The following is a 16,413-nucleotide window of genomic DNA, read 5'->3' as shown; positions in this document are numbered from 1 at the left end:
GAGAACCGGAGGCGCCGGAGTTCGCCTAGTTGTTCACCTGAACGGTGAACTCCAGCCGGGCGAACCCTCCTGGCAGGATCGAGCCATGGTCGCTCGATACGCTGGTCGAAGTGACCGTTGCGGTGCTGCCTGCCGGGAACAGGCTCTCGGCGCAGCTGCCGCCACAGTTGGTCACTGCGGTATAGGCCGGGGCCGCATCCGAGATGGTCACGTTTGCCGCGGTGGTCGTGCCGGTGTTTTCGGCCTCGACCATGTAGCGGATGCACTGGCCGGGCTCGACGTCCTGCCGGTTTTTGGTGAAGGTGCCGACAGAGCCATCACAGTTCGCGTCGATGTACTGGTACTTGCTCAGCGTCATGTCGCCCGAGATGATGGTGATCCGGTCCTCGACCGCGTTGTCGGTGGTGTCGGCATCCGTGGCCGTTCCGCCGTTCAGCGCGGTTGCCAGGCTGACTGCGCCGATTTCGGTCACACCTGCGGTTGCGGTCGACGGTGTCTGGACACGATAGATCAGCGAGATGCTGTCCCCCGGGGCCAGACCGTTGACGCCAGGCGCAATGCCGTCGGTCAGGTCGTCAAAGTTGTCGATCACCGGCTCGGCAGGGTCGATCACGCCATTGCCGTTCTGATCCCAGAAGATTGCACCGGCGAAGTTGCTCAGACCGGTTTCGGTGATCGCGCCTTCGGTGATGGCCGTGTTGCCCTCGTTGGTGACGGTGTGGGTCATTTCCACGATGCCACCGGGCGCGGCCTGTGCGCTCTGGTCGTCGATGATCTGCACGTCGTAGATCTCGTTGACCGTGATCTGGTTGACGATGCGGTCGCCCTGACCGGAAACCGAAGAGACCAGCGCGATGTCGACCAGCGTGTCGCCCGGAAGCGCATCGGCGGTCGGTGTCACGATGACCTGGAAGGTCGTGCTGGCCCCGGCGGGAATGGTGCCGGTATTGGACACCACACTGCCGTCAGCGGCGCGGAATTCAACGGTCCAGCCTGCGGGCAGCGCCTGTGCCAGCGAGAGGTTGAAGCTGTCCGAAGTCGGGCCTTCGTTCTGGACCAGCATGTCGAAGGTCACCGGAGCACCGGGGTCGGTGGCAGTGGTGATCCACGGCGCGCCGCCATTGGTCGGAGCGGCGCCGTCCCCTTCGACACCGGCGACTGCGTTCTCGAGATCGACCGAGGCCGCAAGCACCGCACCGGAGAATTCGGCGGTCGACTGATCGGTGGCGCCGGACCCGTCCGAGATCGTGGTCACGGTCGCGGTGTAGTCGGTGGTGGCGGTCGGCGCCAGATCGGTCGGCAGAGTCGCGATCAGGGTCACCTTGGCACTTTCGCCGATGGCCAGCGGGCCAACCGAGCCGATCACCGGGGTCACACCGTCGGCACCGACAAAGCGGAAGGTGGTGCCGGGCGGGAAGTCGACGTTTTCGACCTGCAGCGACAGGCTGTCAGCCTGGTTCGACAGGTTGGTCAGCACGAACTCCTGCTTGATCACCCCGCCCTGGTAGACGTCGGCGGTTTCGGTCACCACATCGTTGTTGGCGGCGTCGTCGTCCGTCGCCGAGGCAATCGCCGGGTTTGCTGTCCCATCCGCGTTGATGGCCGTGTCCGCGACCGCGACCGCGTACTGGGTATCGACCACGACGGACGCGGTGTTCGACGGCGGGAATGCGACGCCATCGACATCCTGGGTGGCAGTGTTGGGGATCACGCCGGCATTGGCGGTGTCAGCGATGACCGCGCGGAAGGTCACGCTGCCCGAGCGGCCGGAACCGACGGAAGAGAGGCTGAAGTTGACGGTCTGGCCATCGTCATAGTCCCAGGCGATGGTTTCGCCCGCGCCGTTGCTGGCGTCGACAACCGTCGAACCGTTGTCGTCATCCAGTGGGGCTGCCGCGTCGGACCAGCGCGCCGACCCCGGTACATAGGACAGGTTTCCGTCCAGAACGTCCTGCACCACATAGTTGTTGGCCGCTGCCAGACCGGTGCTGGAGTAGGTCAGCGTGATGGTGACGGTGTCACCGGCGTCGATGATGTTAGGGTTACCGCCCGATGCCGCGTCGGCGACCATCGACTTGACCAGTTCGACAATCGCGTCGTTCGAGATGGTGAGCGTGTCGGTGTTGGTGCTGAGCTCGGTGCCATCAAGCGCGGAAACGGCGGTGACGGTGATGGTGTCCGTACCGGTGGCGTTGGAGGGAACCGATGCTTCGATCACGACGCCAAACTGCTCGCCCGGGGCAAGTGTCGGTGTTTCGGTCAGCGGTGTCGCGCTGTCGGCCACACCGTCCATGTTGGCGTCCGGGTAGAACACCAGCTGCGACGTGTCGAGCGTGCCGGTGTTGTCCTCGATCGCGGTGAGAAGGAAGCTGTCCGATCCGTTGCCTTCGTTGGTGATGATGTGTGGCAGGAAGGCTTTGCCGCCCGGCGCGATGGTTTCGGTGTTGTCCGAGGTCAGGGTGACGCCGGCCACCTGCTGCACGATCGTCTCGACCGTGTTCGAGGTCACCGTGATGGTGTCACCCGCCGAGTTGGTATAGGTGGCGACGGCCTGGTTGCCGATGACCGACCCGGCTTCGGGGGCGGCGGCAAAGGTCGCGGTGCCCAGGACGGCGCCAAAGGCGGCGGCACTGGCTGAACGCATGAAGATAGATTGATAAGTCACAGTCAAAGTTCCCTTGTCTAGGTTTTGAAATTAAGAGGTTCGATCCGGTGTTCGGGATCAGTCGACGCGAACGCGGTAGGAGTTGAAGGCGGTTTCGCCAGCTGCGAGCGGCTCGGAGAATGTCCAGCGGACAGAGGCCACCTCTTCTTCGGGCAGCGGTTCTTCGTGCAGGTTGCCGTCTGCGTCGGCGACCAGGCGCATCGCCGGCAGCGTCGACCACTCAAGACCTTCCTGCACGGGATCAAGCTCGGCCTGGACCTCGAACACCGCCTCGATCGAGGTGGTTTCGGCGCCCAGCGTCAGCGAGACGCCGTCCGGAACAGGAGCGGCGATGACGATGCCCGCCATGGGGTCATCGGTCATGTTCTCGTGGCTCAGCTGATAGTGAATGACTTCGCCGGGACGGACGGTGCCGCGCTCGACGAGCCGCTCCTGACCGTCCTCCTGCGTCTCGACAATGAGGAAAGAGAAAGTACTGGCAAGGGCATCAGCCGAGGCCGAAAAACCGACCATCGACAGTGCCGCCCCGGCAAATACAGCCCGGGACATCTGGGGGATATGAACGAACATCTATTATTCCCATTTAGGCCGGAACAGCGTACCGGCGATTACAGTGAACGGGCTCAGCACAAGCGCCGTTGACGGCAATATTTGGGAAAAAGACCTCGAATGCATTCGCGCAGAAAGATAATAAACCGGCCAATCAGGTTCACAGCTATTCTTTGGAATAGGTGCCCTAGACCGACGAACCCCACAGGCGCGGAATGTGCGCAACGACAGGCCAGACCGGGGGAAATTTCCATAAATACAAGCTGGTTAACATCTGCTTGCGCAATCCATGACACTGACCATTCCGCAGGGAACCTGGGCTGATTCGAGCGGCAGGCAAAGGGCGACGCCGGATGATTTCAGATCCGAAGGGAGTTGCGGCAGCGCCGAATTCTTCTAACGGACTCTCCCCAAGGGGAAATCTGGCTCATTAATAATACCTGATATAATCAGAGTGATCATTCAATTCCAAATGGACAATCGAATGCCCGCCGCAACGGCAATCACCGCACCTTTCAATTCGAGAACGGCAATCGCGAAACGATCCTTGCGGGGCATCTGTCGCGCACCGGGTGCGGGCAGGACCGTGAGCACACGCTGACCGCACGGCTCGCCCCGGCGCGACGCGGCATGGCACCCTGGCTCAATTGGTCGATCAGGGTCATCGGCACCTTCAGCCAACGCCCCCCGGAGGCGGGCAGCGTGCTCGCATGCAAAAAGGGCGCCCCGGTCGGAGCGCCCCTTGGTCCGGAGACTGACGAATTCAGGCCTGAGAAGCCTTGCGGCGGCGGCCTGCAATGCCGAAGGCGCCCAGCGCCAGCGCCAGCAGCGGCATCGCGGCGGGCAACGGTACGGCCGAGGCGGTTTCGTAATTCAGCGTACTGAGCGACTGGGTCCAGCTGCTCAGGGGGCCCATGCCGTTGGACCAGATCACGCTCTGGATGCCTGTCAGGCCGGCAAAGGAGTAAACGGTGCTCGCATTCGAGCTTAGAAGTCCGGAAGCGAGGACCGCAGCGCCAGCGCCAAGAACCTGGTAGTTGCTGACACCGTTGTCGCCGTGGGTTTCAAAGGTGAAGCTCAGTGCGGAAACCGGCGCGGCGAAGGTTGCAACCAGATTGTTCGCTGTCGGGTACAGGCCCGCGAGCGGAGAGTTGGACAGTCCACCGCCATAGGTCGAAATCTGTGCATCCCCCGAGGCCGGCCCGCCCGAAAGTGAAAAGGTGACGTTGTCGTATTGATCCGTCACCGTGGTGCCGGCTGCGAGTGCCGTGAAATCGATCGCGACGGCAGCGGCCCGGGCTTCGGACACGAAGGCCGGGGTTGCGATGAGGGCCGCAAGACCCAGAGAGAGAACTTTGAGAGAGGTTTTCAGTGAGGAAATCATATGCATCGCCTTTGTGCGAAGGAGTTGAAATCTGGGTAACGACTTGCCTAAGCACTCAAACATCCGTGTGAATCCCGGCAGAATTAAGACGACTTTGAACCAACTTTGCGACACCTAAAGGCGAGCGGCGCAGCCCATGCACCCGCAATGCCCGTCAGACTGCCGCAAATATTCCTGCGCCCGGCGCTGCGCGGGCCTTGCGCCGGGGCCTGTCATGTCCCACTTTCCCCCCTGCAGGCTGCCCGATGGCCCAACGCCTCTCTGCGCCTGCTGCCTCACCGGTGACATCGCCCTGACAACCGTTGTCAGGCCCCCTGCCCCCCTGAGCATCCACCCGATGGGCAACCGCCGTTCGGGAACCCGTGCAAAGGAACATCCCCATGTCCAAGGAAAAAAATCGCGGCAACAAGGAAACCAAGAAACCGAAAAAGGAAAAGGTGAAGGTCCTTGCCACAGCCAATTCAGGCGCGAATTCGGCCAAGGGCGCGACCACCATCGCCGGTAAAAAGGTCAACTGACCCCGCGCCGGTACAGATCCGGTTGCTCCGGGCACATCGGTCGAGATGCCGATGCGCCCGGACCCTGCGCGCGGGGTCGCGGGATAACTCGTTGGTGAGCGGCGGGGACTTGCCTTGCCTCACGCCTTGCTCTCCTATCACGGCATGCGCTTCCTCTTGTTGCTGTTCCTTGTCCTGGCCGCCTGCGGCCGCCCGCTCACCCCGCTTGAGCGCTCGTATGTGCATGCGTTGCAGGGCGACCAGACCGACACTGGCCGGGTGCGGCTGATTGACGGGCACCCCGGCGCGGCGATCACCTTCAAGCGGCCGGTGCGCCCGCGTCTGACCTGCTCGGAGCGGATCTGGCCGCCGTCGCGCGGCGAGACCGTGACAGTTCAGCCCGGCGGCATGGTGTTGTTCAACCACATGCTGCTGCGCGACGATCTGTACCGCGAGGATTTCCTGAGCCGGTATCCCGAGGAAATAGACCTGGCCGACGCCATGCTGCTTGCCCATGAGATGACGCATGTCTGGCAGTGGCAGAACCGTGCGCGCACCGGATACAGCCCGCTCAAGGCGGCGTCGGAACACAGCAACAACCCCGATCCCTACCTGTTTGCCGAGGATACAACAGTCAGGTTTCTGGATCATGGCTATGAACAACAGGGCGCGATTGTCGAGGAATATGTCTGCTGCGCGCTTCTTGACGCCGATGCGCCGCGCACAGAGCGGCTGCACAACCTGATCGCCGCGGCAATGCCGATGTCCCGGCTCGACAAGGTGCTGAAACACAACGCCGTGCGCATTCCCTGGTCCGGCGCCGAGATCGAGGGCATTTGCAGGTAGCCCCGCGCGCCCGGCTTTGCCGCGGTGCCCGATAAAGGTTTCCGTCGCTGGCCCGAACTCTGTTTCCGGACGCTGCCGGGCCCGCTCACCCTGCGCGGGGCCGGTCGGCGGTTCAGACCACGGCCGTCAGATAGGGCGCGGACCTCTCGCCGCTGTCCGGCCACGGGGCATAGGCGCCGTCGATCCGCAAGCTGACCCGCACCGAGCCCGGAGCACTGCGTCGGGCCAGCAGAGTCACCTGACGGTTGTCGAAGTCGCAAAGGTCAATGCGCCCCGGCTGGCCATCCTCTTCCAGCACATCCCGCAGCAGGATCAGCGCCAGGCTTTGGCCGAACCGCAGGCTCTGGCGGTTTTCCAGGGTGTAAAAGCCGCCAGCGATGCTGCGCGCCAGCGTCACATTCAGGGCCAGCTTGTCCAGCTCCCGATAGAGGTCTGCGGGCGCGGGGTCGGACCATCCGGTGACGGGCGCATCGAACAGCGCCTTCAACAGCGTGACCAGTGTCCCGGCCAGCACCGCCTGCCCGGCCCCGACCGAAGGGCAGAGCCACCCTGTGGGCGACGCGAGCGGCGGCAGCATCAGGTTCTGCTGCATCGAAAAAGGCGTCCAGCCGTCACTATTTTCACCGTCCGGGGATGGCCTGTCATTGCAACCGGTGCCTGTGGCCCGGTTCATCGCCGCCATCCAGTCCGCCAGTCGCGGTGCATCGGACATGACCCGGTTCAGGGCGGCCTGTTCCAGCGCGGCTTCCGGGCCGGCACGCTGGTCCTCTCCGGAGCGTATCAGCGACCAGCGCGCTGCGACAACGCCGGGGCGCGCCACGCGGGGCCCTCGGTCGCCGCGGCGGCTATGCTGCGCGGCCTGCCGCGCGCCGGACACCAGCATCGTCAGGACACGCGGCGCATTCCACTGCACGCCATTGCGGATCTCTGGCAGATCGGCCCCCAGGGGCATCCCCTTTGCCAGCAGAAGCAGCGCCGCCGACATGTACGGCTGACAGGGGTGGCGGCAATGGACTTGTGTGGCAAGGTCTCGGGGCGTGCGCAAGACTTGCCGCGCCGCGTCAGCGCGTCTTGGCCATGCCAGCCTTGCGCCGCAGGCCGCCTCGATCCAACGCACCCAGTGAGACATCGGCTGATCCGCCCCCGGGTCAGCAACCCCCGGCACCGACAGGCCCGGGCCGGCAGGCCCCGCGGCACGCGGCGGTCCGGCGCGGAAGAACGCAGACAGCACCGGGTCGGACGCAGAAACCGCCGTTGCCGGAAAAAGGGGCTGACCACTGCGCGGCACTGGGGACGAGGCGCAGTGGTCAGCATCACCCGGCACGCACAGGGAGAGGATATCCGCGAGCGGACTGGCACCAGAGGGAAGGGAGGCGTGGCGGGACGACCACGGGAGCTGGCGCAGCTCGGTCTGCAGATCGTGCAGGGTGAAACAGGTGGCCGCATCAATCCGGATCGCGTGACGCGGGTCGGACAGCTTGGCAAAGGGAATGTCGCGCAGCAGGGTCAGCGCATAGATCCGGCCCATCTCACAGGCCAGGGCCTCGGAACCGAACACCGGACGGCGCGGCCGGGGCAGGACGGCCGCCGCGGATCGCGAGGCGGTGGAGCGGCCCCCCGGGATCACGGTAAGGTTGACATGTCGGTTGGGGGTTCTGGCGGTCATGGCAGGCAACTCCGGAGGACTTCGCCGCGCCCTCTGCCGAGGTCCGCGGTCCCTGTGTTAACCAAACGTTAACCACCCCGCGTGAGTGCAAGGTGAGCCCTGCGTGAAACCGGCGCGACAGCGCCGTAAATTCCGGTGGCAACCGCGCGCCGGCCCCGACCCGCCCGTGAAAAAACCGCAAAAGATGCGGGCTTGCTTGACCTCGGGTCGACCAACTGCGTTTCCTTGGCTGGAATGCTGTCAGAAGATGGGAAAGCTGCATGGTCTTGACGTGGTCGCCGCCGGTTTCAGCCGATTTCTGGGATGCCTATCTTGACTGGTCCTGGCTTCTGCAAGAGCGCCGTGCAGCCCTTGCGCCGCCCCCCGCACGCAGCCCGGTCTGGTTCACGCCGGTCTTTGTCCGCCTGAAACCGAGCGGCACGCCACCCCGAATCGAAACCACCCGGCAGGCAGTGCTGGACCAGGTCGACACGCCGCTGGATCCGCTGCTGATGGATCCGCAGGAATACGACCGCCTTGCCGCGCGCGCCGCACAGCCGCCGACCGCGACCGGGCTGCCGGACGAATATGCGCTTTACCTGCGCCACGGCACGCCGCTCGGCGCCTACGCGTCACTGATGGACGTGATCGACATGGGCTATCCGGTCAATCTGGACGCTGACCAGACGCCCCAGACCCTGTCGGTCGATGACACCCGGGACGCCGATACATCCAGTGCAGCCAAGGGGCATCCGCCGATTGTCGCCATTATCGACGATGGTATCGGATTTCTGAATGCCCGGTTCCGCAAACCCACCGGCGCGGGTAAATACCGGACCCGGTTTCACGCCGTCTGGCTGCAAGCGCTGGAAACCCGCCCCAGGGGCCCCGGTCCGCGCCGCGCCCATATCGGTGAAATATACAGCCGCAAGGACATCAATACCTGGCTGGCCAGAGGTGACGCGCTTGAGGAAGCGGCGGTCTATTCCGCTCTGAACCAACAGCTCTACGGCACCGAGGGGCACCGCGCGCTGGAATTCGGCCGCAGTCACGGAACCCATGTGCTGGATCTGGCCGCCGGGGCGGACCCCGAGGCGACGGGGGATCCGGTGCACCGCTGGCCATTGCTCGGCGTGCAATTGCCGCCCGAAGCAGTGTCGGACACCTCGGGAATGCGGTTCGAAAGCTACATGGTGCAGGCGGTGCGCTGGGTATTGTCCCAATCCGCACTGATCGACAAGAAGGCGCCGGTGATCATCAACCTGTCGCTGGGAATGCTGGCCGGGCCCAAGGATGGCAGCAGCTTTGCCGAGTACCAGATCGCCCGCGAGGCCGCCGTCTGGGAACAGGTGACCGGACAGCCGGTGCGCGTGGTCTGGGCCTTTGGCAACAACCGCCGCAGTCGTCAGGTGGCACAATTCGACTTTGATCCCGCCGTCGGCACAACCGAACAGGAGATCACCTGGCGCGTGCAACCGGACGACCTGACCGCCAGTTACCTGGAAATCCGCACCCCGGATGGCGTGCCTTCGGGTCAGATCGAAATTGCCCTGAGCCCCCCGTCCGGCGTGGCGTCGGGGTTCGTTCCCCTGCCCGAGGGCGCCTTCCGCTCGCTTTCCGCGAACGGCGCAGCCGTTGCACGGATCTACCATGTCGGGGCCCACGTGCTGAGCGATCGTGTCACACAGGCCGCCACGCACACACTCGCGCTGGCTCCGAACGAGGCGCAGGTCGCGGGCGAACCTCTGGCCGAAGCCGGTGCCTGGCAGGTTGCGGTGCGCTATGGCGGGCAGGCCCCCTGCGCCGTGCACCTGCAGATCCAGCGCGACGAGACCCTGCCGGGATACAATTCCAACCGCGGGCGGCAGTCCTATTTTGACGGCGGCCCCTCGGCCTATGTCTGGGATCCAGAGCGCGGCAACTGGAGCGGGCTTGCCGCAGACAGCCCGATCACCCGCGCAGGCACCCACAGTGCACTGGTCACCGACACGGCGCGACAGGTCTTCAGCGCCGGTGCCGCACAGTGGCAGGCCGCCAGCCAAAGCTATGTGCCGGCCTATTACACTCCGGACGGGGCGGATTGGACCGTGCCCGGTCCGACCGCTGCAACCCGGGCCGAAGATGGCCGGGTGCAGCGCGGGGTGCTGGCTGCCGGCACCCTCACCGGATCGGTGTCCCCGATCGCCGGCACCAGTGCGGCGGCGGGCCGCCTGACGCGTGCACTGGCGATGAACGCCACGCTGATCGTGCAGAACGCCGCGACCGGCGGCGGCACCCAGATGGACGACCTGCGCGGCGGCGCTGTGCCCATCTTGCCGGTGCCGCCGGGCAGCGCGACGCGATTGGGCGCCGGCATCGTGGATGTCATGGCCGGAGCGCGACCGCGCGAGTGAGATCCGAAGGGGTCTCGCCTGGCGACGATGGCGCTGCCGCCAAGGCTCTGCCCGGCCACGGCCCGGTCAGCGGCGGGACCGACTCTTTGGCAGCGGTCTCAGCCTTCCTGGGCGGGGACAAAAGGCCCCTGTGCATCGCCCGGACTCCTGGAAGGCGGCTGCCTCATTGCCACTCGGATTTAATCTCGGTCCACATCTCCTGCATCCAGACGGGCACTTGCGACGGGTCCAGAGCCACGGTCCCGGCTTCGACCACAGCCGGGTCGTTCAGTGCCTCCCCCAGCAGGCTGAGATTGAAATCGCCCTGATAACTTTCACCATGATAGATCCGCGACGGTGTCTGGGTCTTGCCATCCAGCAGGTTGATCAGCGCTTCGGCCAGCGTCAGGCCCGAAACCGCACCGGCCATGCTGTCGGTCGGATAATGGACCCCGGCAACCGTCCGGTTGGTGGCAATGCGGGCGGCATAACGCATGACTTCGTCCTGAGTGCTGACCGCCTGCGCCGGGTCAAAGGGCGTGGCATAGAAAAACCGCGAGAACAGCGTGGCCAGCACAAAGGCCTCGGTGGCATGACCGCTCGGATAAGACCCATGTCCGGGTGTCTGGATCACCGGCTGCACCGCCGTCGACAGAGCGATAGGCCGCGGGACATCCAGCCCCATCTTCACCGGCATCTCGACCGACTTGCACAGCCGCAGCAGTGTTCCCGCCATGCGCAGCGTCCATTTGGTGGCGTCGCCGCTGAGATAGCCGACGGTGGCAAAGAACGGCACCAACCGGCCGGTCTGGACCTTGATTTCGCCCAGACGGTCGGCCTGCAAGTCTGCGGCCGCGCGCAGATAGTCGATCTGATGCGCGGCCAGGAATTGCGTCGAGGGTTTGTTCAACGTCACCAGCGGAGCGCCCTGCACCGTGATCACCGCGCTGTCGTTGGCGGCGGCGCTGCTGGCCAGTGTCACCGCGAACTGGGTGCCAAGCGCCTGCGACAGGACCGACGCCCGTGGCCCCGAGGCGAGCTTGCGGAACGCCTCCCAGGCGGATTGCGCAGCAGGGGTACGGTTGGCGCCGGGCCACATACGCTGGGTGCCGGCACGGGCGGACAGGATGGCCCAGCTGGGCGTGCCGCCGGACCGGCCTTCGACACCTTCGACGCCTTCCACCCCCTCGACACCTTCGACGCCCTCGACCCCTTCCACGCCCTCGACACCTTCGACGCCCTCAACCCCTTCGACACCAAATACCGCCATCCAATACTCCAGTTTAATGCGAAAATTTCCGGATCTGTTTGTCCCCGACCCTGACGGCGTTCTTGGCCCAGGTCAAAAGGCATTCTGCCTATGGTATGGGTATTAACGAAGATTTCACGCTGATTGCGCTAATGTGACCTCAATGCTACGATCCTTGCGCAGGGGCCGGTATTACGGCAATTTAGACATGCAGGATTGGTATGGGCGACGCAGCAGCGGCAGTCAGAATTTCAGTGCTGGGTCCGTTCAAGGTGACAACACCCGATGGCGCCGACATCACGCCACCCGGCGCCAAGAACCAGGCCCTGCTGGCGATACTGGCGCTGACACCCGGCATGAACCGCCCGCGCCGATGGCTCGAGGACAAACTCTGGAGCACGTTCGGACCCGAACAGGCCTCGGCCAATTTGCGGCAGGCGCTGTCCAAGCTGCGCGGCCTGTCCCCGGCTCTGGGGGCCGCGCTGCAGGGTGACCGCACTGCGCTGTCGCTGAACCCCGCACTTGTGACCGTGGAAAAGACGGTCTCGGCGGGCAGTGAAAATGAAGACCGCGAGCTGCTCGAAGGGCTGGATGTGCGTGATCCGGAATTCGAGGACTGGCTGCGCGCCGAACGCACCCGGATGCGCGAGACGATCGAGGCCGCGCGCCCCCGCGTCGCCCGCGGCGTGATGATCGAATGCCGCACCGATGTGCACGGCGCCGATCAGAAGGGAATCATCGGCGACATCCTCGCCAACCAGATCGGCCAGACCGTTGCCGAAAATGTCCGCGCCTGGCGCCGCTCGGGTCAGCACACCGGCCCGACCCAGCGCCAGGAGGGGGATCTCCAGATCGGCTGCGACCTGATGGAGAACGATGGCAAGACCAGCGTCTTCATCAAGATCGTGCATATCCCGACCGGGCAGATCCTGTATTCCAAACTGCACGCACTGGAAGACGCCGGGGACGTGCTGAACTCTTCCGTGCCGATTGCCGCCATCGTCTTCGAGGCCGCCGACCGCGTGGTCGCCAAGCTGCCCCTGATCGTCGAGAATGCCCGCCCCGAAGCGCGCGCCACGGCGCTTGCGCGGCTGGCGCTGTACCGGATGTTCAGCTTTGAACCCGACGCCCTGCGCGAGGCCGACAGCCTGCTGAGCCAGGCCCATGACGTCGACCAGAACGGCATCTACCTCGGCTGGCGCAGCCTGGTGCGGATGATCCAGCTGATCGAACTGCTCGAGGACAATCCCCAGGCCCTTCGCGAGGAAGCCGCGTGGTTCAACCAGCGTGCAATCGAGGATTCGATGGACAATTCGCTGGTACAGGCGCTTGTGGCGCAGGTCCGGGTGATGGGACTGGGAGACGCGGTGGGGGGCATGGAAATGGCCGACCTGGCGGTCGAGCAGAATCCGTCGAACGGCTTTGCCTGGACCGCCAAGGCGATGTCGCACATGCGCGCGGGCGCGCCCGAACTGGCGATCAAATACTCCACCCAGGCCCGGCAGATCGCGCGGTTTTCGCCATTCCGCCAGTGGTGGGAAGTCAACCACTGCGTCGTCAACATCGCCTGCAACAACCCCGCCGAAGCGATTGCGGCCGGCGAAGCGGCGGCCCGCGCCGCGCCGTCATTGCGCCCGGCGCACCGGCATCTGCTGGCGCTCTACGCCCTGGACGGCCAGATGGACAAGGCACTGGCCACCGCCGAAAAGCTGTCGAGGATCGAGCCCGGGTTCACCCTCGACCGATTTGTCAACGACGAGACCTACCCGGTACGCACCCTGCGCGCCAAGGGATTGCTGGAGCCGATCCGGGCACTGCTCTGACGGGAGCGGCTGCGGCAGGGCGCCGGAGCGGCGCTGCGCGGGGCCTTTGCCGATAGATCCGCGCAAGACGGTGCCGGTGCGGCTCAGTCGTCCAGTTCGCCGTGCACGGCGAACTGCATGATGTCGGCCTCCTGCGCCTCGATCACCCGAAAGCTTTCGCGCACGCCCGCCTCGGTGAGTTCACGGGCCACGGTGAGCAGCGTGTTGGGCGCATGATCGTCACACAGTGCGATCATCTGGTCGATTTCCTCGGTCGCGACCGGGCGTGCAGCCTCGGGCGACGGCGCGCCGTAGGTGTCGACAAAATGCTGCGCGAGAGAGGTGATGAGCGCCTCGCGCTCGGAGGGTTCGAGCCGGGTCACCGCGACAAAGCTCACCCGGCCAAAGGTTTCGATCCCCAGCCAGCCGTTGGCGAAGGCCTGGCGCGCCTTGCCGACCAGATCGCCCTCGCTCCAGTTGGAAAATTCAAAGCCCCCCGAGAGGCACCATTCACCGGTGCGGGCCGGAGAATGAAAGACGCGTGTGTCGCTTTCGTCGAAATGGATGGCGCGGGCGAGTTTCATGTCTGTGTCTCCAGCAGGTCGGTGAGCGGGATCAGATGGGTCGTGCCCTCTGCTTTCAGCAGCATACCAAGGTTTTCGTCCACTCCGAGAAAGGTGCCGTCCCGTCCCGCGATTGTGACCGGTCGGCCCAGACCGTGCAACAGGCCGCTCCATTCGCGGTGCAGCGGGGTCATGCCCTCCTGCTCCCAGCGGTGGATCCAGGTCAGCGTGTGGCGGGCCCAGGATTCAAGCATGTCCTGCGGCGTCAGCTCGCCACAGCCCTCGGCGTAAAGCGCGGTCTCGTCCGGGGTATTGCCCTGATCCTGCAAGGTCGCTTCGAATCGCAGCGCATATCCCACGACAAGCCAGTCCGGTATCACCTCCGGATCACGGGTCGACGCGGCCATCCGCAGCGCCCCGCAGCGCCCGCCATTGACGCGGATCACGCCGCTCCAGTCCAGATGCACCGGCACCTCGGGCGGGGCCAGAGCCCCCAGCGCATTCTGCACCCCGACACCGCAGAGCGGCAGCATCGCCACGGCCTGCGCCAGTGGCACCTCGGGGGCGCAGATCAGCGCGGCACGCAGATCGTCGCTCAGATCATACAGGATCAATCCGGCATCGACCCCGTCCCGCGCCGCTTCACAGGCGGCGGCAAAGGGGTCGTGCCCCGCAGCGTTCAACCCGCTCATCAGCGGCGGAAACTGCGGGGCACGCGTCATGCGCGCCCCTCGGACACCAGCCGACGGGCCAGGTCGCGGAAGCTCTGGGCCTGCGGGCTGTCGGGTTTGGAGACAACGATCGGTGCGCCGCCGTCGGACGCCACGCGGATGTCGAGGTGCAGCGGGATTTCGGCCAGCAGCGGCACGCCGATCTTGGCAGCCTCTGCCGCGACGCCGCCGTGGCCAAAGATGTGTTCCTCGTGGCCGCAGTTGCTGCAGACATGCGTCGACATGTTCTCGATCAGCCCAAGGATCGGCACCTTCATCTGGTTGAACATGTCGATGCCCTTGCGGGCATCCAGAAGCGCGACGTCCTGCGGAGTGCTGACCACGATGGCGCCATCGACCCGCGCCTTCTGCGCCAAGGTCATCTGCACGTCGCCAGTGCCAGGCGGCAGATCGACCAGCAGGACATCCAGCGCTCCCCACTGCACCTGCATCAGCATCTGCTGCAACGCGCCCATCAGCATCGGGCCGCGCCAGACCACCGCCTGGCCTTCGTTGACCATCAGGCCGATGGACATCATGGTGACGCCGAAGTTGCGCATCGGCAGGATGGTCTTGCCATCCGGGCTTGCCGGCCGACCGCTGACGCCCAGCATCCGCGGCTGGCTGGGACCATAGACATCGGCGTCCAGCAGACCGACGCGGCGGCCTTCGGCGGCCAGCGCACAGGCGAGATTGGCAGACACGGTGGATTTGCCGACACCGCCCTTGCCCGAGGCGATGGCAATGATCCGGTCCACACCGGGAATCTTTTCCGGTCCGCCCTGCAACGGTTTCGGCGCGTGCGAATGGCCGTGTCCCGACCCTTTGAGATCCGGCGGCGCCTTGGCGGTATGAGCAGTCATCACCACCGAAACGGTTGCTGCGCCCTCCAGCGATCTGACCAGATCCTCGGCGCTCTGACGCACTGGCGTGTAGGCCTGCGCCTTGTCGCCCGGCACTTCGAGCACAAAGCGCACGGTGCCCGCGTCCACCGTCAGGGCCTTGATCAGGCCGGCCGTCACAATGTCGCCACCCGAGACCGGATCGCTCACGGATTTCAGCGCGGTCAGGACCGCGTCACGTGTCAATGTCACCTGTGTCTATCCCTGAATCTTGCCGGTTACGACATGTTCAAGGTCAAGCCCGTCCACCGTCAGAACCACCTTCGCGGCAAAGCTCTTGCCCTCGGTGTTGCCCGCCTTGCGCATGGCTTCTTCGATCGCCTGCTGGCTGGTGACGCCCACCTGTTTCAGAAACTTGCGCATCGACATGTTGAAATCTTCGCTCATCCGATCCCTCCCCTGGGTCCTGTGAAGCATTGACGGGTTTAGGCGACCGCCCATAGGCTTGCAAGTGACACGTTGTGGTGAGGTCTTGAGGAGAGCCGCGATGCGACGACAAATCCTGCTGGGACTTGCGCTGTTTGCGGCCGGCGCCGTTGCCGCGCAGGACGCGGATCGCAAGCTGCGGCTGGCTGCGCCCGCCGCGCTGACGGACTCGGGACTGATCGACTTTCTGGTGCCGAGATTCTCGCTGAAGACTTCGACGCGGATCACCCTTGTCGCGGAAGGTTCCGAGGCGGATGCGGTTTTCGGCACCGAAGGTGCGGTGGCCTTCAGCGGGCTTGGACGCGCCTGGCATCTGGCCGTCGGCGCGGATCCGGATGCGCAGCGGTTTGCGGACTGGCTGCTGTCGGACATCGGACGCGGCACGGTGGATCAGTTCGCGGTGGACGGCCAGACGGTGTTTTCGTCTGTGGTGGAAGGCGACGCCGAGGTGGCTGAGGTGACCTTTGACGGCGATGCGGCGCGCGGGGCGGTTCTGTCGCTGGCGCACTGCGGACGCTGCCATGTGGTCGGCGACATGAACCGGATGAAAGCCATCGGATCGACACCGTCCTTCGCGGTGCTGCGCACTCTGCCCGACTGGGGTGGGAGATTTCGGGGATTCTACACTCTGAACCCGCATCCGGCGTTCACCCAGGTGGCCGAGGTCACGCTGCCGTTCGCGAAAACCCTGCCCTCGCCCATCGAACCTGTGCGCATCACGCTGGACGATCTGGACGACATCCTCAGCTTTGTCGCCGCCATCACCCCTGCCGATCTGGGCGCGCCGATCCAGTCGCGCTGAT

At 65.1% G+C, this 16,413-nt stretch carries 14 protein-coding genes; 5 read left to right on the top strand and 9 right to left on the bottom strand.

All coding sequences use genetic code 11. The features are described from left to right. Nucleotides 1-25 precede the first annotated feature (25 nt). The 3 genes from FOY53_RS06170 to FOY53_RS06160 all read right to left on the bottom strand — a co-directional run bounded on the left by FOY53_RS06170 (nucleotide 26) and on the right by FOY53_RS06160 (nucleotide 4,598). Complete coding sequence (locus tag FOY53_RS06170; RefSeq protein ID WP_246107299.1) at nucleotides 26-2,644, bottom strand: beta strand repeat-containing protein; 2,619 nt, start codon at nucleotides 2,642-2,644, stop codon at nucleotides 26-28. 78 nt (nucleotides 2,645-2,722) lie between these two features. Beyond that, complete coding sequence (locus FOY53_RS06165) at nucleotides 2,723-3,235, bottom strand: hypothetical protein (RefSeq protein ID WP_146586817.1); 513 nt, start codon at nucleotides 3,233-3,235, stop codon at nucleotides 2,723-2,725. A gap of 742 nt (nucleotides 3,236-3,977) precedes the next feature. Continuing rightward, nucleotides 3,978-4,598, bottom strand: a complete 621-nt coding sequence (locus FOY53_RS06160) for a VPLPA-CTERM sorting domain-containing protein (protein WP_186766530.1) — start codon at nucleotides 4,596-4,598, stop codon at nucleotides 3,978-3,980. 380 nt (nucleotides 4,599-4,978) lie between these two features. Here FOY53_RS06160 and FOY53_RS23025 point away from each other — a divergent pair, with 380 nt between their 5' ends. Continuing rightward, nucleotides 4,979-5,116, top strand: a complete 138-nt coding sequence (locus tag FOY53_RS23025) for a hypothetical protein (protein WP_186766529.1) — start codon at nucleotides 4,979-4,981, stop codon at nucleotides 5,114-5,116. Between the two features lie 144 nt (nucleotides 5,117-5,260). Further along, nucleotides 5,261-5,941: a hypothetical protein gene (locus FOY53_RS06155; RefSeq protein ID WP_146586813.1), complete on the top strand. Its 681-nt coding sequence runs from the start codon at nucleotides 5,261-5,263 to the stop codon at nucleotides 5,939-5,941. A 112-nt stretch (nucleotides 5,942-6,053) separates the two neighbouring features. Here the strand turns inward: FOY53_RS06155 and FOY53_RS06150 are convergent, their stop codons facing one another. Beyond that, nucleotides 6,054-7,607, bottom strand: a complete 1,554-nt coding sequence (locus tag FOY53_RS06150; protein ID WP_146586811.1) for a hypothetical protein — start codon at nucleotides 7,605-7,607, stop codon at nucleotides 6,054-6,056. Between the two features lie 260 nt (nucleotides 7,608-7,867). On the opposite strand from FOY53_RS06150, the gene FOY53_RS06145 reads away from it, so the two are divergent. Beyond that, complete coding sequence (locus tag FOY53_RS06145; protein ID WP_146586809.1) at nucleotides 7,868-9,979, top strand: S8/S53 family peptidase; 2,112 nt, start codon at nucleotides 7,868-7,870, stop codon at nucleotides 9,977-9,979. A gap of 163 nt (nucleotides 9,980-10,142) precedes the next feature. Here the strand turns inward: FOY53_RS06145 and FOY53_RS06140 are convergent, their stop codons facing one another. Next, nucleotides 10,143-11,228 (bottom strand): phosphatase PAP2 family protein, encoded by a 1,086-nt coding sequence (locus FOY53_RS06140; protein WP_146586807.1) that lies wholly within the window; start codon nucleotides 11,226-11,228, stop codon nucleotides 10,143-10,145. Nucleotides 11,229-11,428: 200 nt separating this feature from the next. Here FOY53_RS06140 and FOY53_RS06135 point away from each other — a divergent pair, with 200 nt between their 5' ends. Beyond that, entirely contained in the window at nucleotides 11,429-13,030 is a 1,602-nt protein-coding gene (locus FOY53_RS06135) for an AfsR/SARP family transcriptional regulator (protein WP_146586805.1), read from the top strand. 83 nt (nucleotides 13,031-13,113) lie between these two features. Here the strand turns inward: FOY53_RS06135 and FOY53_RS06130 are convergent, their stop codons facing one another. The 4 genes from FOY53_RS06130 to FOY53_RS06115 are packed head-to-tail and all read right to left on the bottom strand — an operon-like array spanning nucleotide 13,114 to nucleotide 15,571. Then, entirely contained in the window at nucleotides 13,114-13,593 is a 480-nt protein-coding gene (locus FOY53_RS06130; RefSeq protein WP_146586803.1) for a DUF6505 family protein, read from the bottom strand. After that, complete coding sequence (locus tag FOY53_RS06125; protein WP_146586801.1) at nucleotides 13,590-14,294, bottom strand: biotin/lipoate--protein ligase family protein; 705 nt, start codon at nucleotides 14,292-14,294, stop codon at nucleotides 13,590-13,592. Before FOY53_RS06125 ends, FOY53_RS06130 begins: the two co-directional genes overlap by 4 nt. Continuing rightward, on the bottom strand, nucleotides 14,291-15,376 hold the full coding sequence (locus FOY53_RS06120) for an Mrp/NBP35 family ATP-binding protein (protein WP_146586798.1): 1,086 nt from the start codon (nucleotides 15,374-15,376) through the stop codon (nucleotides 14,291-14,293). The genes FOY53_RS06125 and FOY53_RS06120 overlap by 4 nt, the downstream gene beginning before the upstream one ends. A 6-nt stretch (nucleotides 15,377-15,382) precedes the next feature. Next, nucleotides 15,383-15,571 (bottom strand): DUF6494 family protein, encoded by a 189-nt coding sequence (locus FOY53_RS06115; RefSeq protein ID WP_146586796.1) that lies wholly within the window; start codon nucleotides 15,569-15,571, stop codon nucleotides 15,383-15,385. A gap of 100 nt (nucleotides 15,572-15,671) precedes the next feature. On the opposite strand from FOY53_RS06115, the gene FOY53_RS06110 reads away from it, so the two are divergent. Beyond that, complete coding sequence (locus FOY53_RS06110) at nucleotides 15,672-16,412, top strand: hypothetical protein (RefSeq protein WP_222435228.1); 741 nt, start codon at nucleotides 15,672-15,674, stop codon at nucleotides 16,410-16,412. Nucleotide 16,413: the final 1 nt, after the last annotated feature.

It is taken from the genome of Puniceibacterium confluentis, assembly GCF_007923445.1.
GTDB classification, from domain to species: domain Bacteria; phylum Pseudomonadota; class Alphaproteobacteria; order Rhodobacterales; family Rhodobacteraceae; genus Puniceibacterium; species Puniceibacterium confluentis.
The sequence above is the reverse complement of the archived record's forward strand: the minus strand, read 5'-3'. Positions and strand labels throughout refer to the sequence as shown.